Annotated in this window: 14 protein-coding genes and 3 pseudogenes; 10 read left to right on the top strand and 7 right to left on the bottom strand. The window is 70.1% G+C overall.

Annotated features, from left to right (window positions below; genetic code table 11):
• Positions 1–9: 9 nt before the first annotated feature.
• The 4 genes from IE140_RS14525 (at position 10) to IE140_RS36515 (ending at position 3,637) form a co-directional block, all read left to right on the top strand.
• Positions 10–915, top strand: a complete 906-nt coding sequence (locus IE140_RS14525; protein ID WP_150193039.1) for an NADP-dependent oxidoreductase — start codon at positions 10–12, stop codon at positions 913–915.
• A gap of 51 nt (positions 916–966) precedes the next feature.
• Positions 967–1,689: an alpha/beta fold hydrolase gene (locus IE140_RS14520; protein ID WP_059302981.1), complete on the top strand. Its 723-nt coding sequence runs from the start codon at positions 967–969 to the stop codon at positions 1,687–1,689.
• A gap of 156 nt (positions 1,690–1,845) precedes the next feature.
• The gene (locus tag IE140_RS14515; protein WP_150193038.1) at positions 1,846–2,973 is read left to right on the top strand and encodes a Gfo/Idh/MocA family protein; all 1,128 of its coding nucleotides are present in this window, start codon (positions 1,846–1,848) and stop codon (positions 2,971–2,973) included.
• On the top strand, positions 2,867–3,637 hold the full coding sequence (locus tag IE140_RS36515) for an LLM class flavin-dependent oxidoreductase (protein ID WP_308438383.1): 771 nt from the start codon (positions 2,867–2,869) through the stop codon (positions 3,635–3,637). Before IE140_RS14515 ends, IE140_RS36515 begins: the two co-directional genes overlap by 107 nt.
• Here IE140_RS36515 and IE140_RS14505 read toward each other — a convergent pair.
• The 4 genes and pseudogenes from IE140_RS14505 to IE140_RS35995 form a co-directional block, all read right to left on the bottom strand.
• Positions 3,534–4,124 carry an antibiotic biosynthesis monooxygenase gene (locus IE140_RS14505; protein ID WP_150193036.1) on the bottom strand — a complete coding sequence of 197 codons (591 nt, stop codon included), beginning with the start codon at positions 4,122–4,124 and terminating at the stop codon, positions 3,534–3,536. The two genes, IE140_RS36515 and IE140_RS14505, sit on opposite strands and share 104 nt — an antisense overlap.
• 27 nt (positions 4,125–4,151) lie before the next feature.
• The gene (locus IE140_RS14500; protein ID WP_150193035.1) at positions 4,152–5,591 is read right to left on the bottom strand and encodes an aldehyde dehydrogenase family protein; all 1,440 of its coding nucleotides are present in this window, start codon (positions 5,589–5,591) and stop codon (positions 4,152–4,154) included.
• 158 nt (positions 5,592–5,749) lie between these two features.
• A complete protein-coding gene (locus IE140_RS36005; RefSeq protein WP_229826792.1) occupies positions 5,750–5,944 on the bottom strand; it encodes a helix-turn-helix domain-containing protein in 195 nt (64 codons plus the stop codon).
• A 372-nt stretch (positions 5,945–6,316) separates the two neighbouring features.
• Positions 6,317–7,669: pseudogene (locus IE140_RS35995) on the bottom strand (LLM class flavin-dependent oxidoreductase).
• A 119-nt stretch (positions 7,670–7,788) separates the two neighbouring features.
• On the opposite strand from IE140_RS35995, the gene IE140_RS14490 reads away from it, so the two are divergent.
• On the top strand, positions 7,789–8,190 hold the full coding sequence (locus IE140_RS14490) for a winged helix-turn-helix transcriptional regulator (RefSeq protein WP_150193034.1): 402 nt from the start codon (positions 7,789–7,791) through the stop codon (positions 8,188–8,190).
• 104 nt (positions 8,191–8,294) lie between these two features.
• Here IE140_RS14490 and IE140_RS14485 read toward each other — a convergent pair whose 3' ends face one another.
• Positions 8,295–10,937 (bottom strand): AAA family ATPase, encoded by a 2,643-nt coding sequence (locus tag IE140_RS14485; RefSeq protein WP_229826789.1) that lies wholly within the window; start codon positions 10,935–10,937, stop codon positions 8,295–8,297.
• 538 nt (positions 10,938–11,475) lie between these two features.
• Positions 11,476–11,655, bottom strand: a pseudogene (locus tag IE140_RS14480) (alpha/beta hydrolase); the annotation flags it as partial.
• 483 nt (positions 11,656–12,138) lie between these two features.
• Between IE140_RS14480 and IE140_RS14475 the strand changes: the two are divergent.
• From IE140_RS14475 to IE140_RS14465, 3 genes and pseudogenes are all read left to right on the top strand, one after another.
• On the top strand, positions 12,139–14,892 hold the full coding sequence (locus tag IE140_RS14475) for a BREX system ATP-binding domain-containing protein (RefSeq protein ID WP_150193031.1): 2,754 nt from the start codon (positions 12,139–12,141) through the stop codon (positions 14,890–14,892).
• Positions 14,893–14,995: 103 nt separating this feature from the next.
• Positions 14,996–15,476 (top strand): annotated as a pseudogene (locus tag IE140_RS14470) (transposase).
• A 763-nt stretch (positions 15,477–16,239) separates the two neighbouring features.
• Complete coding sequence (locus IE140_RS14465) at positions 16,240–16,491, top strand: hypothetical protein (RefSeq protein ID WP_150193030.1); 252 nt, start codon at positions 16,240–16,242, stop codon at positions 16,489–16,491.
• Between the two features lie 103 nt (positions 16,492–16,594).
• On the opposite strand, the gene IE140_RS14460 is transcribed toward IE140_RS14465, so the two are convergent.
• Positions 16,595–17,185 (bottom strand): DinB family protein, encoded by a 591-nt coding sequence (locus tag IE140_RS14460; RefSeq protein WP_150193029.1) that lies wholly within the window; start codon positions 17,183–17,185, stop codon positions 16,595–16,597.
• A 284-nt stretch (positions 17,186–17,469) separates the two neighbouring features.
• On the opposite strand from IE140_RS14460, the gene IE140_RS14455 reads away from it, so the two are divergent.
• Both IE140_RS14455 and IE140_RS14450 read left to right on the top strand, forming a co-directional pair.
• Positions 17,470–18,057: a DinB family protein gene (locus IE140_RS14455; RefSeq protein WP_150193028.1), complete on the top strand. Its 588-nt coding sequence runs from the start codon at positions 17,470–17,472 to the stop codon at positions 18,055–18,057.
• A gap of 1,352 nt (positions 18,058–19,409) precedes the next feature.
• Complete coding sequence (locus IE140_RS14450; RefSeq protein ID WP_229826787.1) at positions 19,410–21,443, top strand: carbohydrate binding domain-containing protein; 2,034 nt, start codon at positions 19,410–19,412, stop codon at positions 21,441–21,443.
• The last annotated feature ends 304 nt before the right edge of the window (positions 21,444–21,747 follow it).

The raw sequence follows: 21,747 nt of genomic DNA, 5'->3' as shown, positions 1-21,747 counted from the left end.
AGGATCATCATGAAAGCCGTCGTCATCACCTCGTTCGGCGAACCCTCCGTGCTGCGGGTTGCGGAGGCTCCGCGACCGGTGCCGGGTCCGGGTCAAGTACTGGTACGGGTTCACGCCGCGGGGGTGAACCCGGCGGAGATCCAGGCACGCGCCGGAGCGTTCCACCTGCGTGCTCCCGCCATCATCGGATTCGAGTTCGCCGGCGTCGTCGAGGCGGTCGGCCCGGGCGTCGACGAGGGCGTGGTCGGCGATCGCGTCGCCGGCTGGCCGGACTCCGCCACCCAGGGCTCCTACGCCGAGTACACGGTCAGCAGCAACTTCGCGATGATCCCCGACGGCGTTTCCTTCGAGGCGGCCGCGGCTACTGTCATCGGCGCCGACAACGCGGCGAGGGCTCTCGGGCTTCTGAACATTCGCCCGAGTGAGACGCTCGTGGTCACCGGCGCGAGCGGTGCTCTGGGCGGCGCCGCCGTGCAGCTCGCGCGACAGCGCGGTGTGACGGTGATCGGCGTCGCCGGGACCGACAACGCCGACTTCGTCAGGAGTCTCGGAGCAACCCCTGTCGCCCACGGTCCGGGCCTGGTCGATCGCATCCGTGCTGCCACTCCGGGCGGGGTCGACGCGGCGCTCGACACCGCCGGCAAGGGGCTCCTTCCCGCCCTCGTCGAACTTCTCGGCGGCCCCGACCGGATCGTGACGCTCGCCGACCGCGATGCCGCACTACACGGCGTCGTATTCAGCCCCGGGGGCAGCGGGAACCGCGACCGCCGCCCTGTCCAGGAAGCCCTGAATCTGATCGCCGCCGACGCATGGACCGCACGCATCGGCCGGAGCTTCCCGCTCGACGAGGCCGCGGACGCTCATCGCCTCGTCGCCACGGGCCACACCCACGGCAAAGTCATCCTCCTTCCCTGACCCGGCCGACCGGCCATTCAACCGCGACAACAAACAACTGGAGAATCCGAAATGCCTGCAGTCCTCGTCCATGGTGTACCTGATACCCACCGACTCTGGGACACCGTCCGTTCCCATCTTCAACGCGAAGATATTGTGACGATCGATCTCCCCGGGTTCGGCGTACCCCTGCCGGCAGGATTCACGTCGACGAAAGAAGAGTATCTCGATTGGCTTATCGAGAAGATCGAAGAAATCGGCGAACCCGTCGACCTGGTCGGTCATGATTGGGGGTCTCTGCTCACGGGCCGTCTCGCGTCTGTCCGGCCGGATCTGGTCCGGACATGGACAGGCATCAGCGGACCGATCGATCCGGAGTATCCGTGGCACTATCTTGCCAAGATCTGGCAAACGCCGGGCGAGGGCGAGCAATGGATGGCGGACCTCGACCTCGAGGAGTTCGCAGCAAGTCTCAACGAGGCGCAGATGCCGCGCGACGCGGCGGACGAAGCGGTCCGGCATATCGATGCCACTATGAGGGCAAGCATTCTCGCCCTTTACCGTTCGGCGATCGAGGTCGGGGCGGAGTGGAAGCCAGGTTTGAGTAAGGTGACCGCACCAGCGCTGGTGATCTGGGGCCTGGACGATCCGTTCCTTCCTCACCGCTTCGCCGACGAGCTCGGTAATGCCACACGCGCACGTGCCGTCTTCAAGCTGCGCAGCTCGCACTGGCCGATGATCGAGCGTGCGGCCGATGTCGCGCGCGAACTCGAGGCCCACTGGGCTCACGTGTAGAACCTGCGCTCGGGTCACTCGGGCTCACCATGGCGAACGGCAATAATTGCTCGCTCGCCATGGTGAGCCCGAGTGCCCACGCATGTGTCCGGAAACGAATCATGGTGACGGAGCCCGGAGAGCGTTGCCGGGACTGCACACGGCAGGAGCATCCTCATGACGAATTCAACACATACCCGGATCGGCGTCGGTCTTGTCGGGGCCAGTGCCGATCGGGGCTGGGGCGGAATTGCTCACGTCCCGGCACTGCGGGCGCTCGACGCGTTCCAGATCCGCGCCGTCAGTACGACCCGTATGGAAAGCGCGAACGCGACCGCTCGTCGGCTGGGCGCCGATCTCGCCTTCGACACACATGAGGCTCTGGTCGTGCGACCGGAGGTCGACCTGGTGGTGGTTGCGGTCAAGGTGCCGGATCACCAGCAGATTGTTTCCGACGCGCTGGCCGCGGGAAAAATGGTCTATTGCGAATGGCCACTCGCAAGAAACCTGTCGGAGGCCGAAGCGCTGGAGGGGTTTGCCCGCGAGCGGCGGCTGCGGACGGTTGTCGGGTTGCAGGGCGGCCTGCACCCGCCTGTCCTCTTCCTTCGCGACCTCGTCGCGCAAGGCGTGATCGGCAAGCCGCTCAGCACGAGCATCCGAGCGCATCTGGCCGACGACATGTGGGTCGGCCGATTTGACCCGCCGGTCGAGTACATGGCTCACGCAGAGAACGGCGCCACGCTTCTGAGCATCATGCTCGGCCACGGGCTCGAACCGCTTGCGCGCGTGCTCGGCACGTTCGAGAGTCTGTCCGCCGTCGTCGCCAATCAGCGCGGTGACGGCGTCCGCCTCTCCAATGGCGCGTCGCTGCCGAAGGACACGCCGGATGAGATCGTCGTCGCCGGCGTTCTCGAAGGCGGGATCGTCACTTCGCTGCACTACAGTGCCGGGCGGTCTGCCGGCTCGGCGATGGTATGGGAGATCCAGGGCACCGAGGGCAGTGTGCGTGTGGAGTCGGCGTCGGGCTACATCCATTTCACCGATCTCACCATCACGCTGTGCCGCGGCAGCGAGCCTGTCCAGGTGCTGGAGGTCCCCCCCGCCTATGCGGCTCCCGACCTGCAACTCGACGCACCCGCAGCGGGGGTCGCCCGCCTCTACGCCCAGTTCGCCGCCGACCTCCGCGACAAAACCGCCGATGCGCCGGATTTCGCGGTCGCACTCGATCGCCACCGGGTACTCGAGGCGATCACCCGGGCCGCTGAAACAGGCCATCGGCAGCATCTGTCCCGCTCGACCGAATGAACTCCCATCGTTGAACCCGGGAGAGGCACTGCCGCAGGACCCGGGGAGATGGCGATCCGCGAGCCAACCCTGGCTTGATCACTCAGAGCTGACTCGCACCGTGTCGAAGAACTCTGCCAAGACGCGCGTCTCGAGGCGCTGTTCGCCATCTCGCCGGCGGCGTCCCGGCCGGGCTCGTCGAGTTGCGCGAGCTCGGCCGCACTACCTGACTCACTACATCACCCGGTCGCTCCTCGAAGCCGGCGGATGCAGACCACGACTACACCCTGACCGCGAAGAGCCCTCCATGGACACGGACACGACTCCGTGGCAGCTGCGCACCGTGCTCGACCCGTTCATGACGCTGAGCGTTGCCGCGAGCCTCACCGAACGGGTGCTGCTGGGCGCATCCACCCTCGTCGCACCCCAGTACTCCCCCTTGCTGCTCGCCCGGTCGCTGACCGGTGTCGACGTGGTGCGCGGGGGCCGTCTCATCACCGGCCTCGGAACCGGCTGGTCGCCCGAGGAGTACCAGGGAGTGGGCGTTCCCTGGCAGGAGCGGGGCGCGCCCCGGGGCCGCGTCATCGCGTCGGTCGCTCGCGGGCGGTCGAGGTGGCGGCATAGAGCCAACGGCGCAGGACGAGGGTCACAGCCGGCATCATCAGATACGTCATCAACGTACTGAACAGCAGCGCGAGCATCAGCACCCGCGCCACGAGCGGCCAAGCACGGAGCGCCGGCCCCAGAAGACCGTTGCCGATCAGGGAGATCGGGAGTACGGCCGCGAAGGCGGCGAGCGCCATCTTCCACCGAGGCGGCGCCGTCGTGGGCGTGTCGTGCGCAGTGGTGAACAGGGTCTCCATTCCGGTGAGTTCGCGACGCGCCACCTCGCTCTGATGATGGCCCTCGCAGTGGTCGAACAGTGCGGCCCGCTCAGGTGACATCGTCCAGTGCCGCGCGGACTCCTGGTCGCGGAACCGGTGGATCAGAACCCATGGCCCGGCGGCCGTGGCAGGCCGGAACAACCCGTCCCCCAGGTGTCCGGGAAACGCTGAGGCGGTGTCGGTCACCCGCCCGAACCACTCCCGGAAGTCCTGCTCGTAGCCGGGTTCCACAGCGCGCGCGGTCAGCAGGGTGACGTCGGCCGGGCCGACGTCGTCCGTCTCGGTCATCGATCCTCATTCCGCCGTTGAGAGCTGTCAGAGCTGCGGTGCCACATGCACGAGGTGCTTGGTCTCCTGGAATTCCTCGATCCCGCGGACGCCGTTCAGGCGGCCCACTCCCGACTGCTTGAAGCCGCCCTCCTCGAACTGGTCGTGGACCATGGCCCAGGTGTTGGTCCAGACGGTCCCGGCCCGCAGTTCGCGGCCGACGCGCAGGGGGCGGTCGACATCACGGGTCCAGATGCTCGCGGCCAGGCCGAACTCGGTGGCGTTGGCACGCGCCACGGCGTCGACCTCGGAGTCGAACACCTCGAAGGTGGCGACCGGCCCGAACACTTCGCGCTGCACGATCGGCGAGGACACGTCGGCGACCTCGATCAGGGACGGGCCGAGGAGCGCCCGATCCCGCTTGCCTCGCACGAGGACGGTGGCGTAGTCGGCGGCGGCGGCCACGGTCTGTTCGACCCGTCGGGCGTTTCCTTCGTCGATCATGGGGCCCATCTCGCTGGCAGGGTCGTCGCCGGGCCCGACCCGGACCGCTTCGAGGGCGGCGACGAGCCGCCGCCGGAGTTCGTCGGCCACGCCGCGCTGGACCAGTATCCGGCTGCCCGTCATGCAGAACTGGCCCGCGAACATGGTGACGGCCTTGGTGAGCACGGGCACGACGGCGTCCAGGTCGGCGTCGTCGAAGACGAGCATCGGCGTCTTTCCGCCCAGCTCCATGGAGAGCGTCTTCAGCGTCGGGGCGGCCTGTTCCATGATCACGCGGCCGACCGCGGTGGAGCCGGTGTAGCTGAGCACATCGACGTCCGGGGAGGAGACCAGCTCCGGAGCCCCGGCGTTGCCGCTCTCGGTGAAGACGTTGAACACGCCCGGGTCCAGGCTCGGCGTGTCGGCGACGATCTCGCTCAGCACTCCGTTGACCAGGCCGGTCTGCGCCGGCATCTTCATGACCACGGTGCAGCCGGCCGCCAGGGCGGGTGCGAAGGACCGCGCCGAGAGGATGACCGGTGAGTTCCACGGCACGATCACCGCGGCGACGCCCGCGGCTTCGCGCAGGGTCATCGAGTACATGCCGGGCCGTACTTCGCCGGCCCTGCCGTGGTCGGTGAGGGCCAGCGCCGCGTGGTAGCGGAGCTTGGGGATGGTGCCTTCGACTTCGATGGCCGCCTCGGAGAGCACTTTCCCGTTCTCCCGCGCCAGGAGGGTGATCAGTTCGTCCTTGCGCTGCTCGAGCCGGTCGGCGAGTTCGTGCAGCGCTGCCGCACGCCGGTGACGGTCGCGGGACCAGTCGGTGGAGTCGAAGGCCCTTCGGGCCGCGGCCACGGCGGCCTTCGCCTCCCGCGCACCGCCGTCGGCGAAGGTGCCGAGCAGGCCGTTGGTCGCGGGGCTGCGGGACTCGCCGCGGGAGCTGGAGTCCTGCCACTGCCCGTCGATGTAGTGGCGCGCGTGGGGCAGGGTTTCGGACGTGGGCATGAGGTGACCTCTCGTCATGCGTCGCACGGCGTTTCGCCGCGGGTACGCGGGACAACGTCAGCGACGCTACAAATCAGGGCCGGTGAGCGAATCGGGCGGGCAATCCGTCGTTTCCGCCGGAGGCGTCGCCCGCCCGCTCCGCCGCGGCCTCCCTGCGCTCACGACAGCTCGCAACCGGCGTGGAGGTGGCTCAGCTCGGTTCGGGTGTTGATGCCGAGCTTGGCGAACACGTTCCCGAGGTGGTGGCCCACGGTGCGGTGGCTGATCCGCAGCTGCACGCCGATCTCGCGATTCGTCAGCTGTTCGGCGGCCAGTTGGGCGACTCGCTGTTCCTGGGCGGTGAGCCGGTTCATCGCCCTGGTGTCCGAGCTTCCCCTGCGTCCCGGACACCAGGGCGATGAACCGGCTCTCCGGTGAGGTCCTGCTCGCGTTGCGCGCGTTGGCGCAGCGGCTCGGCACCGAGCCGGTCGAACGCCTCCAGGGCGGCGCCGATCCGGACGCGCGCATCGGCCCGCAGGCGGCCCCGTCGCAACCACTCGCCGCAGGACAACTGGGCGCGCGCGTGGAGCAGCGGGTGGGCTCGGGCACCTGGCGTGTCGAGTGCGGCCCGAAATTCGCGCCCGCCCCGCGCACGGCCCAGAAGAGATCGGCGTTCTCCGTATCGTCGGCCCGCACGACGGAGCCGTCCGCGAGCACCATCTCCGCGGCCCGCAGGCGGTCGATGGTCAGTCCGTGCCCGCGCGCGAGGTACCCGATGCCCCCGCCGTGGCGAGACCGCCCACCCCGACGCCCCCGTAGTCGCCCGAACTCAACGCCCAGCCGTAGGGCTCCAGTGCGGCCGTCACCTCGGCCCAGCGCGCACCCGGGCCGATGCGCACCCGGCGTGTCTACCTGTCGAGCACCTCGATCGCATTCATCAGTGACACGTCGATGACGATCCCGCCGTCATTGGTGGAGCGGCCGGAGACCCCGTGTCCGGCGCTTCGCCGAGACAGGGCCACGCCGGGATGCCGACGGGCGAACGCGAGCGCCTGGATCACCTGCTCGTTCGTCGCCGCCCGCAGGATGATGCCGGGCGCACCGCCGCGCAGGTACCCGGACCGCAGCCGGGCGTAGGCCGGATCACCGGGCTCGATGACCTCGGCCACCTCCGGCGGAACGCCCTCGTAGTCGATCCCCGGCCGGCGCCTGGCGCGCACGGCGGACCGCCGGACCCGCGCGTCCGACCATCCGCGCGGAAGCACCGCGTCCACGGCCGCTCGCAGGGCCGGGGCGACCTCGCTCGCGAAGCCTGCCGCGACGTCTCGCTCCTCGGTGTCCAGCACGATGGTGCCCACCCCGTGCTCGACGACGAGTGGCAGCAGGTCGTTCACCCAGTCCGCGGCGGTCCCGGTGAACCTGCCTGTCCGCCTGCCGAAGCCACCGCGGATCGTGACCCGTCTGCGGATCTCGCGGGGATCGCGGCCTGCCCCTCGGGCCGCCTCGTCGACTGCGCGGTTGCCCTGCGTCAGCGTGGCGGCGTCGCACCCCGTCGACCACTCGTCAGCCCGCAGTCCGACCAGCCGGAGCAGGTCTTGGTCCTGCCCGTCCACGGAGATCGGCACGTCGTGCGCGGGCGCGGCCTTCTCAGCTCCCGCGAGACGGTGGAAGCGGCCGGTGAACCGGCCGAGGCCACGGTCGAGGACATTCCAGAGCTCGCGGACGACGGCGATCGCCTCCCCCAGTGCCGCGACCGAATCGGCTGTCCCGGACGCGGCGGCTGACGGGCCCGCCCGGAAAGCCAGTTCGACCCTGCCTTCGGTGAGCCGGTCCAGGCCTGCGACGGCTCGCGCGAGCATCGCCGGATGGAGGGTGCCGGGGCGTGCCTCCAGCACCAGTCCGAGAGAGACCGTCGCCGCGGCGATCCAGGCCGCCACAGTCGACGGTTCGAGATCGTCGCCGGCGGTTCCGGCCGGGACGACCAGCAAGTCCAGTCCCCACTGCTCGGCCAGGCCCGCCACTTCGACCAACGGGCCGGGTCCGCAGTCGGCGTCAGATGGCAGGTGCGGCCCGAACCTCAGCGCGTGCCCGTAGTTCATAGCGCGTGGTGACAAGCCGAGTGTGCGTTCATGGACCAAGGCTGCACGGCGATGATCACAGGCGACAAGCAGGACATGACCAGATCATCAAAAGTGACACGCTCCAGTATCGTGACCGTATGACCGGTCCTCGACAGCCCGATGATTCCTCCACCACCGCGGGCCGGAGCCGCCCGGAAGCGGGCTACGAACACATCGACGACGACGTGTGCCGCAGTTTTCAGCGCTCGGTCGAGATCGTGGGCAAAAAGTGGAACGCCGCGGTGCTCCTGGCGGCGATGCGGGGCGCGCGCCGATTCGTCGACTACCGAGCGCGGATCCCCGGAATCTCGAACCACCTTCTGTCCCAGCGTGTGCGTGAGCTCGAGGGCCACCGACTGCTTGAGCGGCTCGTGGTACCGACCACGCCGGTCCAGATCACGTACCGGCCCACCGAACGAGGCGCCGGCCTGATGCGTGTCCTGCATCCGCTGATCGAATGGAGCGCCAGGAACGAGGCCATGCCGCCCACGCCTTCCTGACCGTCCTGCGAGCCCGACAGCTGGACGCGGACACCGTCCCTGAAAACTGCCCAGCACGCAGAACAAGCACCGTTGCGGTACTGGCCGTCGCGACCGAGCCGGAATCATCTCCGTCCGGCGATGCCGGTGGCCGCCAAGTCGCGCCGTGAGCAGAGCCCCAGCTTGGCGAACACGTTGGACAGGTGATGCCCGACGGTGCGGTCGCTGATCCGCAGACGGGCCCCGATCTCCCGGTTGGTCAGATCGTCGGCGGCAAGCTGGGCCACCCGGTGTTCCTGTGCCGTCAGCGTGGCCATGCCCGTGCCGGCGGCAGTGGCACGGCGTGCGGGCGCCATGATCAGACGCTGCTCACGCCGGGCCCGCTCGAGCATCGGGCGCGCTCCCAGTGCGTGGAACGTCTCGGCAGCGGCGTCGAGCTGCTGGCGGGCGTCTCGGCGCCGCCGCTGTCGCCGCAGCCACTCGCCGTAGAGCAGACGGGCCCGCGCGTGATCGAACGGGCGCCGGGACGCACCGGGCACGTCCAGCGCCGCCCGGTAGGACCCTTCGGCGGCGGGTTCGTCCAGCAGTGCGCGTGCCAGGTGCGCCGTGAATCTCGCCCAGTGCGCGCCGGTGCGCCGTACCCAGGCGTCGAGCGCCTCGGCGCGGCGCCGGCCGATCTCCGGCCGCCGCGCGTGCACGGCGGCCTCGATCGTGTCCAGGCTTGCCAGCAGAGCGACGATCGGATGTGCTGCCTCGTGCCCGTGCTCGTCCAAGCGGGCGAGCAGGTCGAGTGCGGCATCGGCGCGACCGGCCGCCAGAGCGGCCATTCCACGGTTCCAGTGGGCCGAGGCGCTGACCGCACGGTCGCGGCGCGGCCCGGCCAGCTGCAGGGTCCGAACGGTCAGATGGTCGACGCTACGGCCGTCACCGCGGGCGGCGGCGAGCCATCCGAGGCAGTTCCGGCACTCCGCAGCGATGTGCTCGGCACCGATCCGCTCGGCCGACGCGAGCCCCTCGGCCGCGGCGTCCTCCGCAGCGGCCCACCGGCCCGCGGCGATGTCGAGTCGCGCGATCCGAGCCAGCCCCGCAGCGAGCGAGGTGCCATCGGCGTGACGGCGGTGTCTGCGGACAAGGGCGTGCACGGCATCGGCGAGTGGCTCGTCGAGGCCCCACACCAGTCCGAGCGGCGACGCGGGGAGCAACTGCGACTCCACCCGGGAGATGCGCGCCATGACGTCACCGAGTTCTGCCGACGACGCTGCCTGTGCCGGGTCCGTCGCCGGCCCCCACCACGTCCGGACGATCGGGAGGACGTCGGGCAGCCCAGGGGTCGTCAGCCCCGCGAGACGAGTGAGGGTCTCGCCGACGAGGTCGTCGCGGGCCGCGGACCATCCCGCGTGCAGGGCAGCGGCGCCGAGCTCCACTCTCATGCGCGGATCGTCGGACGCGGCGATGTCGCGACTGATCGATCGGTGGGCTCGTTCCAGAGACCCCTCGGCGAGTTCGAGTACCCCGCGCAGGCCGCGGCTGGCACGGGTGGTCAGGACCTCGTCGGTCAGGCTCCGGGCATCGGCCAGCAACCGACGCGCCATCGTGGCGTCGCCGCCGTGCCAGGCGGCCACGGCCGCGCGGGCGAGCCTGCGGGTCGCATCGGCCGGGTCGGCGGTCAGCTCGGCGGCCCGCCGCAGGATCGGTACCGCGCCGGCGCCCGAGGGCGCCGTCTGCTCGAGCAACCCGGCGACCTCCTCGTCGACGTCGTGAACGGTCGCGGCCCGGTGCCAGACCTGCCCGCGACTGCCCAGGGGAAGCGCGGCGGCCAGGGTCCGGTGGGCATTCCTGCGTTCAGACGGGCAGGCGCTCGCGTAGACGGCGGCCCGGACCACCGGGTGCCGTAGCGCAGGCCGGTCGGGCGTCCCGGCGAGCAGACCCGACCGGATCGTCTCCTCCCAGACCGGCTCCTCGGCGTCGCGGGAACGTGCTGACCGTACGAGCGTGAGCTGGTCACCGTCGGCACGAGCCGCGGCCATGAGCACGACGAACTCGCGTGCCGGGGTCGGCATGGTCTGCAGGCGCTCGGCGAAGGCCTTACGCAGCCGGGGCCCCACGGGCACCGTGCCGGCGGCAGGATCGTCGATCGGTACAGGCAGCTCGTGCAGTGCCAGCGGGTTGCCCCCACCTGCTTTCACCGCGCGGGTGAGCTCGGGGCCGTCGAGGCCGGGGTGGGCGGCGGCGACCAGTTGGGCGGCGTGGTCGTCAGCGAGAGGACTCACCGCGAGCGGAGAGACCCCCTCCCACGATCCGCCGGCGGGCGCGTCGTGGCCGGCGACCAGGACCACCACCGGATCGGTCCCCACCCGCCGGGCGACGAATCCGAGCACGAACTCGCTCTCCGCGTCGAGCCGGTGTGCGTCGTCCACGACGATCAGGAGCGGTCGGTCGACTGCCAGCGCCGACACCAGGGACAGGACCGCCACGGCGGTGAGCGACCGGCCCGCTCCGGTGGCCTCGCCCGCGAGCACGCCTCGCAACGCTGCCGCCTGGGACACCGGAAGAGCCGCGATCAGGTGCTCGACCTGCCGGAGCAGCGTGTCCAGGCCGGCGAAGGGGGTCCCGGACTCGCACCGTGCGGGCTGTACCGCCAGCGGGGCGAAATCGGGAGACGCCGACGTGACGTGGTCGAGAAGTGCGGTCTTGCCGATGCCCGGCTCACCCCAGAGCACCAGGGCGCCACCGGTGCCACGGCGGGCTCGGTCGAGCACCTCGGTCACGGCAGCGATCTCTGCCTGTCGTCCGACGAGCGGAGCCGCAGCACCGGTTGCCCTCATCGCGTCCTCTCAGCCGTGACCATCTTCCGGCCCCGGAGGTCCGTGCCGTACCGTCCGAGGTCGGCGGGATCGTCCGACGCCCCGACGAGGACGCCGGCCCCGTGCACGAGCGTGATGCCGGTGAGCCCCGCCCGAATCCTGATGAGCGCGTCCTCGGGCCCCTGTTGCGGCAGTGCCACTCCACCGAGCCGGGTCCCGTTCGGTGGTGCCGACCTGTCCGTGAATGGTGTGCGCATGCTCAGCGGCCTGCCGCAGGCGCTTCTGGGCCCGCAGACCACGGGCCCGAGTACCTTGACCGATGGCCCCGCCGCCGCGGGTAGGGTCGGGTCCCGTTCGTCGATCGCCGACGACGAGCTTGCGCATCGAGCACGCCGAACCGCTGCCACGGCACGGGCAGCGTATGGGCGAGGCGCTCGCCGCGGGCGCACGCCGAGGTCGGCGCCGCGGGGCGATGCGCCGGTCGAGACGACGGTGGCCGTGGTCATGGCGACTCCTCCGAACCGGGGCGGACGCCCTTAGGGAGCGGGTCTCCCCGGGAGGCGAGCAGGGCGGCGTCGACCTCGTCGGCGTGAGTCCCCAGCAGCCCGTGCGGGGCGCCGTCGATCTCCACGTACTGCGCGTCGGGCAGGTCCCGGCGGAAGCGGTGGGCCGTGACTTCGATGGTGGTGAGCACGCTGCGTCGGGTGATGTGTTGCTGGTTCATGGCCTTCCGGGATTCTCGACGGGGCGACTGCGGTGATCGCGCCCGGAATGTGCATCGTGCCGTTGCGGCACGGTCGGCCTGAGCGGCGTGGGAGCCGTGACCCGATCTCTGCCGGGCGTGACACAGACCCGCGGAGTCCGGACCCGGCCGGGATGCGGGCGGAGCAGGAGCCCTCCGCGGCGCAGGACGTCGGCCTGCGCGGGCTTGTAGTAGCGGGAGGACTCCTCGTCGGCGGGGAAGAGCACCTCGGTGCTGATCACGGTGGTCGCTCCCTTCCCGGTCGCTCTGCTGTCGGCTCTCAGAGTCGCGGGGAAGGCGCCTGGTCCGCGTCGGTGAAAATCCCTTATCCCGTCACCGACCCTGGCGCGGGAGAGGCTGGCATCTTGACGACCCGGTGCTGCCCGCGCGCTTCGCGTCGGTGACAATTACCGGACAGGCACCGTGTCGGCGCCAGGGGAGGACCAGGCGATGCTCGTGGGACGGCGCGCCGAGCAGGCGTCGCTCGAGCAGCTGCTGGCTCGGGCGCAGGGCGGCGACAGCGGAGTGTTGGTGGTGCGCGGGGAAGCCGGCATCGGCAAGTCCGCCCTCCTGCAGCACATGCGGGAGACCGCCGTGGCAGCGGGATTCGGGGTTCAGTACGCGGCCGGGGTGGAGGCCGAGGCGGAGTTCGCGTTCGCGGGTCTGCACCAGTTGTGCGCCCCGTTCCTGGCGCGGGCGGTCGAGCTGCCCGAGCCGCAGCAGGCCGCGCTCGGGGTGGCGTTCGGGCTGCGCAAGGGTGCTGCGCCGGACCGGTTCCTGGTGGGGTTGGCGGTGTTGAGCCTGTTGGCCGAGAACGGGCCGTTGCTGTGTGTGGTCGATGACGCGCAGTGGCTCGATCAGGCGTCTGCGCAGGTTCTGGCTTTCGTGGCCCGGCGGGTGGGGGCCGAGCGGGTGGTGATGGTGTTTGCGCTGCGCGATCCCGGTATGACCGACGTCGAGGCGTTCAGCGGGTTGCCGGAACTGCGCCTGGCGGGGCTGGGGGCCTCCGATGCCCAGACGCTGCTGGCCACCGCGGTCCGCGCACCACTGGACGATGTGGTGCGCGACCGGATCGTAGCCGAGGCGCGCGGCAATCCGCTGGCGTTGTTGGAGCTACCCCGGGGTGCCCCGGCGGTGCAGTTCGCGGGCGGGTTCGAGCTGCCGGACGTGGTGAGCGTTCCCCGCCGGATCGAGGACGGCTTTCGGCGCCGCGCGAACAGCCTGCCTGCCGACGCGCGGATGCTGCTGGTGGTTGCCGCGGCCGAGCCGACCGGGGACGTGGCGTTGCTGTGGCGCGCGGCCGCGGAGCTGGGGATCGCCCGCGAGGCGGCTGCGCCCGCGGAGGCCGCCGGGCTGCTGGAGTTCGACTTGCGTGTGCGGTTCCGGCACCCGCTGGTGCGCTCGGCGGTCTACCGGGCGGCCACACCGACCGACCGGCGTCGTGCGCACGGCGCGCTGGCCGCCGTCACCGACCAGCAGGTCGATCCGGACCGGCGTGCCTGGCACCGCGCGCAGGCGGTGGTGGGCACTGATGAGGACGCCGCCGCGGAGCTGGAGCGTTCGGCCGGACGGGCCCGCGCCCGCGGCGGGTTGGCCGCCGCGGCGGCGTTCCTGAAGCGTGCGGCCGAGCTGACCCCTGGGCCGGCCGTCCGGGCGGAACGGGCCCTGGAAGCTGCGCACGCCAAGCACGAGGCCGGTGCGTCCGAGGCCCTGGAGCTGCTGACGGTCGCCGCGGCCGGGCCGTTGGACGCCGTGGCGCAGGCCCGCCTGGAGCTGCTGCGTGCTCGGATCGCGTTCCACGGGGCAAGGGGCGGCGAGGGGCCGCGGATGCTGCTGGACGCCGCCAAGAGCCTCGCCCCGCTGGACCCGGCGCTGTCCCGGGAGACCTACCTGGACGCGCTCGATGCGGCGATCGTTACTGGCGACCGCGGACCCGGCGGCGGCGTGCGTGCGGTGGCCGACGCAGCCCGGGCCGCGCCCGCACCACCGGAGTCGCCGAGGCCCGTGGATCTGTTGCTCGACGGGCTGGTGACGACGTTCACGCAGGGCTACGCGGCAGGAGTGCCCGGGCTGCGACGGGCGTTGGACGCCTTCAATCGTCACGAGCGGGACGACCATGTCGTGAACGACGGCGACGACCGCCGCTGGCTGTGGCTGGCCGGCCGGACCGCGATGTCGGTCTTCGACGACCGGATGGTGCACGCGCTGGCCGCTCGTCATGTCCGGCTGGTCAGGGAAGCCGGCGCGCTGGCCACGCTCCCGGCAGCACTGCTCGTCCAGTCCGTCATGCTGGTGCTCTCCGGTGACTTCTCCCGGGCCGCCGAGCAGACCGCGATCGCCGCCGCGACCAGAACTGTGCCCGTGCTCCACGGCCAGCTCATCCTGGCTGCCTGGCGCGGCCGCTCGGACGAGACCACCGAGGTCCACACGACCATGGTCCGGGAAGCGGCTGGACGTGGGGGCCGAACTGAGGACTTCCTGGCGCAGTACGCCATGGCGGTGCTGCACAACGGTCTGGGCGACTACCCGGCGGCTCTGGTCGCTGCGACGCGGGCTTTCGAGTCCGACGAGCTGACCCACAGCAACCTGGCCCACTCCGAGCTCATTGAAGCGGCATGCCGGAGCGGCCGGCCGGAGCGTGCGACCGCTGCGCTGGACCAGCTCAGCTCACGGGCGCTGGCCAGCGGCACCCCGTGGGGGCTCGGGCTGGCAGCGCGCTCACGGGCGTTGGTCAGCACCGGCCCGGCCGCCGAGGAGTACTACCGCGAGGCGATCGAGCAGCTACGCAACTGCCGAGTGGCCACCCAGCTGGCCCGGACTCATCTCGTCTACGGCGAGTGGCTACGCCGCGAGGGCCGCCGCCAGGACGCCCGCCAGCAGCTCCGCACCGCCCACCAGATGCTGTCGGACATGGGTGCGGAAGCGTTCGCCGCACGCGCCGCACGCGAGCTGCGCGCCACCGGCGAGTACCCACGCAGCCGGTCCGCCCAGCCCTCGGACGCGCTCACAGCACAGGAGCTGACGATCGCCCGGCTGGTAGCTACCGGGGCGACCTCCCGGGAGGTCGGCGCACAGCTGTTCTTGAGCCCGCGCACCATTGAGGCCCACCTCCGCAGCATCTTCCGCAAGCTGAGCATCACCTCCCGGCGACAGCTGCGGGACCTGCGGCTTCCCTGACGGGCCGGCAGCGTGCGTGCTATGTCGCGGTACAGCGAATGCCGCCCGGAAGGCCGGCGATCTGCGCCCTTTGGAGCTCCTAAAGGATCAAGAGCGCGCCGTCCTGGTGCCGGACGAGTTGTGGGAGTTGTTCCAGCGGGTGGTGCCGGAGGCGCCGTCGCGGCCGCAGGGCGGTGGTCGGCGTCGGCACGGCGACCGGGAAGTGCTGGCCGCGATCGTCTTCGTGGCCACGTCGGGTTGTACCCGGCAGCAGCTGCCTTCAGCGTCGTTCGGCCCGTCCGGAGCGACCGCCCACCGGCGGTTCGCCGAGTGGTCGAAGGCAAGGGTGTGGGCCAGCCTCCACTGCCTGGTCCTCGACGAACCCGGTGCCCGCGGTGAGCTGGACTGGTCGCGGTGCGCGATCGACTCGGTGAACATAGGGAGTCGAGTCCTCGCAACGGCTGGGACGCCACCACTGAACCATCGAACGCACGATGGCCTGGATCGCTTTCTGCCGCCGCCTCCACCGACGCTACGAACGCAAGGCCGACCACTTCGTCGCATGCACGAGCACCCTCATCTGCTACCGCAGACTCGCCAAATGAGATGACCTCTAAGGCGACGGTGAATCGCTCGGCACGGTGGCATCGCCACCTTCCTCGAACGTCGCGGGTACACGGTCGGACGTGGCACACACCGTACGCGCCAACAAGCGAACCCACTGCAGCCCAGGTCACAGCATCCCGAGATGCACCCGACGCTCCATCAGAACGAGCGTCACATGAGCGTCGAGACACCTCGGAGAGCGTCATCTGCGCGTCAGGATTTCGCCCGTGGCGCGCATGGCGCACATCCCGCACACCGAGTAAAGCCACAGGTCAACGGTCCTTATCGGCCGGCTCAAGGATCGCGACGCACTCCACATGATGGGTCACAAGAAACAGGTCTAGACAAAACAGGTCAAAGGAAACCGCAGGTCAGCGACAGGCGAGCCGCAAAACGGCCGCGAGATCGTTGTGCGTTACGTGCACGATGGGCGTTACGCGCGACCGCTGACGCACGGTCGGGCGATATCCGAGGCCATGCGCTGTCGAGAATCTCGCTCCGACTCCATCTCTGCGACCCGACGGCATACGCCTCACCTGGAACCGAGTTGCACTCTCACTACCCGACGGCCATGTCAGATGCGGAGTGGGCGATGGTCTGCCGCTGCTGCCCGTGCCTGACTGGCTGCGGACAGCCGAAGTGATGGATGCGGTCCGCTAGATTGTCGACAACGGAACAGAATGGCGGCCCATGCTGGCCGATCTCCCACAGTGAGACCGGGTCTACGCCTTCTTCCGCCCCGTGCGCGACCTCGGTCCGATCATGGAGTTCCACGATCGGCTCCGCCGCAGAATCCGCGAGCGGGCCGGGCGGGATCCGGAGCCGATCGGGGGCGTGATCGACTCCCAGTCCGTCGAGGTGGACGCCGTCGTCGGCGCCTACACTCGCGGCTTCGACGGCGGCAAGCCGATCAATGACCGCAGGTGTCCCGCCGTGATCGCCACTCTTGGTCGGCTGATGGGAGTGAAGGCCACCTCGGCCGGCATCGTGGAGCCGGAGGCCGAGGTCCACTGATCGATGACACAGCTCATGGCACGCCGCCTGGCCCGGCCACACTCTTCGTGAGGGTGAACCAGCCCGGCGCCGGCGCCCTCAAGCCCACAAAGACAATAGCCGCCTACGCTGTCGTTTCGGTCGGGCCCTGCCAGGGCTGGAACCATGGGTCGGGCCATTGTTCGGCGGCGGCCAGCAGCGGGAACAGGGTGGCACCGTCGATGGTTTCGCGGATGATGTCGGCGTGACCGCCATGTCGGGAGGTTTCCTCGATGAGGTGCAGCAGCACCCAGCGAACGGACCAGTTCTTCACGTCTGCGGGGAACCATGGCAGTCCTTGTGGGACGGGCACGGCCTGGCCGAGATCGGCGATTTCGGCGACCACAGCGTCCGTCTCCCGGGCCGCGGCCTCGTACTGGTCCAGTACATCGGCGAGCGTCTCCTCCGCGGTGAGCGCGAATTCGGCGGAGTCGCTCTCGTCCGCCGTCCGCTGCTGGCCGCGCTGCCGTTGGAGGATGAGGTCGGTCCAGCCGGCCTCGCATCGAGCGGCGTGTTTGATGAGGCCGCCGATGCTCAGTTCACTGGCGGTGGGCGTCACCCTCGCCTGATTGTCCGTCAGCCCATGGGCGGTGGCGCGCAGGGCTTGGCGCTGCTGGGTGAGGTAGGCGAGCAGGCCTTCGCGCTCGTCGGCGATCGGCGGTACGTGTGCGGGCATGGGGCTGACCCTCCCTTCTGGAGAAAGGGTCGGTCAACCCTTCCATGAAAGGAATTTCAAACTTTTTCGCAAGGCCAAGGCGTGCCGCCGTCCGCGTGCCCTGCATCGCCAGTCGGCGTCCCACACGTGCACGTCGTCGACTTCCGGATCGGGGCCCATCGGGCCCTTCGACGCCGCGGGCGATGGAGGATCGGCCGATCGGCCCGGTGTACGCCGGCCGGGAAGCGGCAGTAGGGTCGTAATCAAGCCTGCTGCAAGAACTTGCACTCCGCGAAGGGCCAACCATGCCGAGAGTCGTCTCGCCCGTCGCCGATGAGCGCACAGCACTGACCGCCTACCTGGCCCACCAGCGGCGCGCGCTACGGGTCACCACTCACGGTCTGACCGAGGAGCAGGCCCGCAGGGCGGCTTCTGCCAGCGAGCTGAGCATCGGCGGTCTGATCAAGCACGCCGCACGGTGTGAGACCTTCTGGACCGACCTCATCCTTCAGCGGCACGGGACGCGGCGAAAAGCAGACGAGTCGGACGCGGACGAGTTCAGGCTCGCCCCGAACGAGACCCTTGCCGAGGTCCTGGCCGCGTACGCCGAGGCGGCCGATCGGACTGACGCGGTGATCGCCGGTATTCCGGACCTCGGGCAAGCCGTTCCGGTGCCGCAGGGGGCTCCATGGATTCCCGCAGAAGTCAGGGAATGGTCGATCCGATGGGTTCTGCTGCACCTGATCGAGGAGACGGCACGGCACGGCGGCCACGCCGACGTCATCCGCGAGAGCTTCGACGGCGCGACCTTCGACTCGCTGCTCGCCGCGGCCGAGGCGTGGCCTGACCCATGGGGCCAGCCGTGGGAGCCTGCGTCCCCGAGCGTCGGCTGACAGCAAGTGCCGATCGATTGGCGGCCTCGATTAGCGTCCTACGCTGGTCAGGAGCCTGCGTCGGGTACGACTTGCGACCGGTCATCCAACCGCATAAGCGAACCCGACCGCATGACCCACCTCGGCCGGGTGACCGCCTACCGCGAAGGCACTGCTCGCTCAGGTGGTCGACGCCCGCCATCGGTCGGGGTTCGTTTACGCCGACGGTGCCTACACCGGAGCCCCGCCGAGCACTGCCTGGCCACACTCTCCCCGCCATCGTGACCGTCAGACGCAGCGACGACGCGCGGCCTCCTCGAGGGCGGCCAGGACGTGCTGACAAGCCGCCGGCAGTGCCGTCCCGGCCAACCCCTGGCGTCACACCGGAACCTGCGACTTCACCTGCGCTGCCACGGTCGGTTGCCGCCTGAGCAGCGGGTACACGAGGTCGCTCTGCGCCTTGATGGTTCTGTCACAAAGCAGTTGGAGCGCCTGCGTGACCCGGGGCGGGCTGCCCGTCGTCCCGGCAGTCGACGGGCAGCGCTCCCAGGGCGCTGACGGCCTCCTGGTTACGGGCCGAGGTGGTGCCGATGACGCGTACGCCCCGCGCTCGGGCACTCCCGACGCCTACCCGTCCCGGCCGCTCGCCAAGTCGTGGACCTCCTCACTGTGGACGGCATGCCCATCGACGTCTTCCATCGGTTGGCCGACCTCTTGGGCCAGGTCGCCTGCAGCGCCCCGAATAAACCACCCGGACCACCCTCCAGCGTCCGGTCGCCCACGAGAACCGCAGCCCGTACGACGACTTGACGAACGGCATGCGATTCGCCGGCTGGTACGACCTGGTGGACGCCCCTTCACGCGAGGCCCTTCCCGCACTACGGACCCGGCGCGGCGCCTGCCACTGGAGACGCGTCCGGCTCCGTCGGCTGCAGCGCTTCCTCCGAAGCCCCGGCGCGGCGGTCACCATCAACAGGGTTCGCAGTCAGACGGCTTCGGCGCCCCACGCCTGTCAGGCTCCGGTACCCCCACTGGGCGACTCTCGCCGGAGCCGCAGGAACGGAGACCGGACGGCGGCAATGCCGGGCGGAATTTCAGGAAGCGACGCAGAGCGCGCCCCGGCTCCTGGGCGCACCCCCGCCCAGCTCCCAGGCTCATGCGGCTCGGTGGGAAGTTGCTGATCCGGTGTCAGCGAGCGAGACGGTCGCGCTTGAGGTCTTGACCCGACGCTACGGACGCCCCTAACTTTCAGACGCTTGCGGAAAGTTACAGCAATGTTTTGCTGAACGAGGGGCTCGTAACCTCCGCGACGCGTATCCCCACCCCCCTTCGGGAGCCGCCGTATGAGCTCGACCGTATCTGCCTCCAGACGCATGTCCGCCGCTCTGGCGGGTGCCGGCCTGATCCTGGGCCTGACCACCGCCCTGACCGTGTCCGCCCAGCCGGCGGCCGCCGCGCCGACCGCCAACGGCGACAAGAAAGTCACCGCCGTCCTGTTCGAGTGGAACTTCGACTCGATCGCCCGCGAATGCACGCGCACCCTCGGCCCCAAGGGCTACGGGTACGTGCAGGTCTCCCCGCCGCAGGAGCGCATCCAGGGCAGCGCCTGGTGGACCGCCTACCAGCCCGTCAGCTACAAGATCCAGGGCCCGCTCGGCGACCGCACCGCCTTCAAGAACATGGTCGACACCTGCCACGGCGCCGGCGTGAAGGTCGTCGTCGACGCCGTGATCAACCACATGACGTCCGGCTCGGGCACCGGTACCGCCGGCACGCAGTACAGCAAGTACACCTACCCCGGCACCTACGGGGACGCCGACTTCAACAGCTGCCGCCGCCCCATCGGCAGCAACTACTCCGACCGCTACAACGTGCAGGAGTGCGAACTCGGTGAGACGGGGCAGCCCTCGCTGTCCGACCTCAAGACCAGCAGTGACTACGTCCGCGGCAGGATCGCCGGCTACCTCAACGACCTCACGTCCCTGGGAGTCGACGGCTTCCGCATGGACGCCGTCAAGCACATACCCGCCACCGACCTCGCCGCCATCCGCGGCAAGCTCACCGACCAGAGCGTCCACTGGATGCAGGAGGCCATCCACGGCGCGGGCGAGGCCGTCTCGCCTGGCGAGTACCTGGCCACCGGCGACGTCCAGGAGTTCCGCTACACCACCGACCTCAAGCGGACCCTGACCGGCGAGAAGCTGTCCTACCTCAAGAACTTTGGTGAGGCCTGGGGCTACATGGCCTCCGGCAAGAGCGGCGCCATGGTCGCCAACCACGACACCGAGCGCAACGGCTCCGGCCTGAGCTACCGCGACGGCGCCAACTACACGCTCGCCCACGTCTTCATGCTCGCCCACCCCTACGGCGCTCCGTCCGTCCACTCCGGGTACGAGTTCGCCAACCGGGACGCCGGCGCCCCCAACGGGGGCAACGTCCGAGCCTGTTACAGCGACGGCTGGAGCTGCCAGCACGCCTGGCGCCAGATCGCCAACATGGTGGCCTTCCGCAACGTCTCCGAGGGCACCGGCCTCACCAACTGGTGGGACAACGGCAACAACGCCATCGCCTTCGGCCGCGGCACCAAGGCGTTCGTCGCCGTCAACCACGAGGGAGGATCCCTCACCCAGACCTTCCAGACCTCCCTCCCCGCCGGAATCTACTGCGACGTCCAGCACGGCGACCCGACCACCAGCGGCGCCTGCACCGGCACCACGTACACCGTCGGCACGGACGGCAAGTTCACCGCCACCATCGGCGGCAACGACGCCGTCGCCATCCACATCGGCGCGAAGGCCCCGGACAAGCCGGGTGACAACACGGCCACCGTCTACTACAGCACCGACAAGAACTGGCCCGCCCACAACATCCACTACGCCCCCACCGGCGGCACCTGGACCACGGCCCCCGGCATCGCCATGGAAAGCGCGTGCGCGGGCTGGGTGAAGAAGAGCATCACCCTCGGCTCCGCCACCGGCCTCAAGGCCGCCTTCAACAACGGCTCCGGCACCTGGGACAGCAACAACGGCACCGACTACGCCCTCGGCACCGGGGACATCACGGTCAAGAACGGCACCGTCGGCACGGGCAACCCCTGCAACACCCAGCAGACCGAAACCGGCGCGTCCTTCGCGGTCAACGCCACCACCGCACCCGGCCAGAACATCTACGTCGTCGGCAACCACACCGCCCTCGGCAGCTGGGCACCCGCGGCGGCCCTCAAGCTCGACCCCGCCGCCTACCCGGTATGGAAGCTCGACGTGAAGCTGCCCGCCGGCACGTCCTTCACGTACAAGTACATCCGCAAGGACGCCTCCGGCAACGTCACCTGGGAGAGCGGCGCCGACCGCACCGCCACCGTCCCCGCCGACGGCAAGATCACACTGAACGACACCTGGCGCAGCTGACCCTCTCGCACGCGGGCGGGTACCGGCCGACGCCGGTACCCGCCCGCGGCTCCTGGGACAACACCGCCCGCGACAGCGCTCGCGAGCGGTCCCACCCCATCCCTGGCGCTGTCAGCGCACGGCCCTGACCGCCCAACTCGCCCACCGGCGGCGCGCACTGCACGTCACCGCTTACGGCCTGGCCGAGGAACGATCTCGTACGACGCCCGTCGCAAGCGAGTTGAGCATCATAGGACCGCTCAAGCCTGCCGTGCGGCGCGAGACCTTCCGGGCCGGCCTCGCCCTGCACAAGCCGCGCGATGCA

It is taken from the genome of Streptomyces parvus (assembly GCF_014648875.1).
GTDB lineage: Bacteria > Actinomycetota > Actinomycetes > Streptomycetales > Streptomycetaceae > Streptomyces > Streptomyces parvus.
This window is presented reverse-complemented; position numbering and strand designations above follow the sequence as displayed.

Bases quoted from the DNA above. Each gene is read 5' to 3' on its own strand.
- IE140_RS14525 (WP_150193039.1), top strand. From the start codon at position 10: ATGAAAGCCGTCGTCATCACCTCGTTCGGCGAACCCTCCGTGCTGCGG.
- IE140_RS14490 (WP_150193034.1), top strand. From the start codon at position 7,789: ATGACCGGTCCTCGACAGCCCGATGATTCCTCCACCACCGCGGGCCGG.
- IE140_RS14515 (WP_150193038.1), top strand. From the start codon at position 1,846: ATGACGAATTCAACACATACCCGGATCGGCGTCGGTCTTGTCGGGGCC.
- IE140_RS14465 (WP_150193030.1), top strand. From the start codon at position 16,240: ATGGAGTTCCACGATCGGCTCCGCCGCAGAATCCGCGAGCGGGCCGGG.
- IE140_RS14500 (WP_150193035.1), bottom strand. From the start codon at position 5,591: ATGCCCACGTCCGAAACCCTGCCCCACGCGCGCCACTACATCGACGGG.
- IE140_RS14460 (WP_150193029.1), bottom strand. From the start codon at position 17,185: ATGCCCGCACACGTACCGCCGATCGCCGACGAGCGCGAAGGCCTGCTC.
- IE140_RS14455 (WP_150193028.1), top strand. From the start codon at position 17,470: ATGCCGAGAGTCGTCTCGCCCGTCGCCGATGAGCGCACAGCACTGACC.
- IE140_RS36515 (WP_308438383.1), top strand. From the start codon at position 2,867: ATGCGCCGGATTTCGCGGTCGCACTCGATCGCCACCGGGTACTCGAGG.
- IE140_RS36005 (WP_229826792.1), bottom strand. From the start codon at position 5,944: ATGAACCGGCTCACCGCCCAGGAACAGCGAGTCGCCCAACTGGCCGCC.
- IE140_RS14520 (WP_059302981.1), top strand. From the start codon at position 967: ATGCCTGCAGTCCTCGTCCATGGTGTACCTGATACCCACCGACTCTGG.
- IE140_RS14505 (WP_150193036.1), bottom strand. From the start codon at position 4,124: ATGACCGAGACGGACGACGTCGGCCCGGCCGACGTCACCCTGCTGACC.
- IE140_RS14450 (WP_229826787.1), top strand. From the start codon at position 19,410: ATGTCCGCCGCTCTGGCGGGTGCCGGCCTGATCCTGGGCCTGACCACC.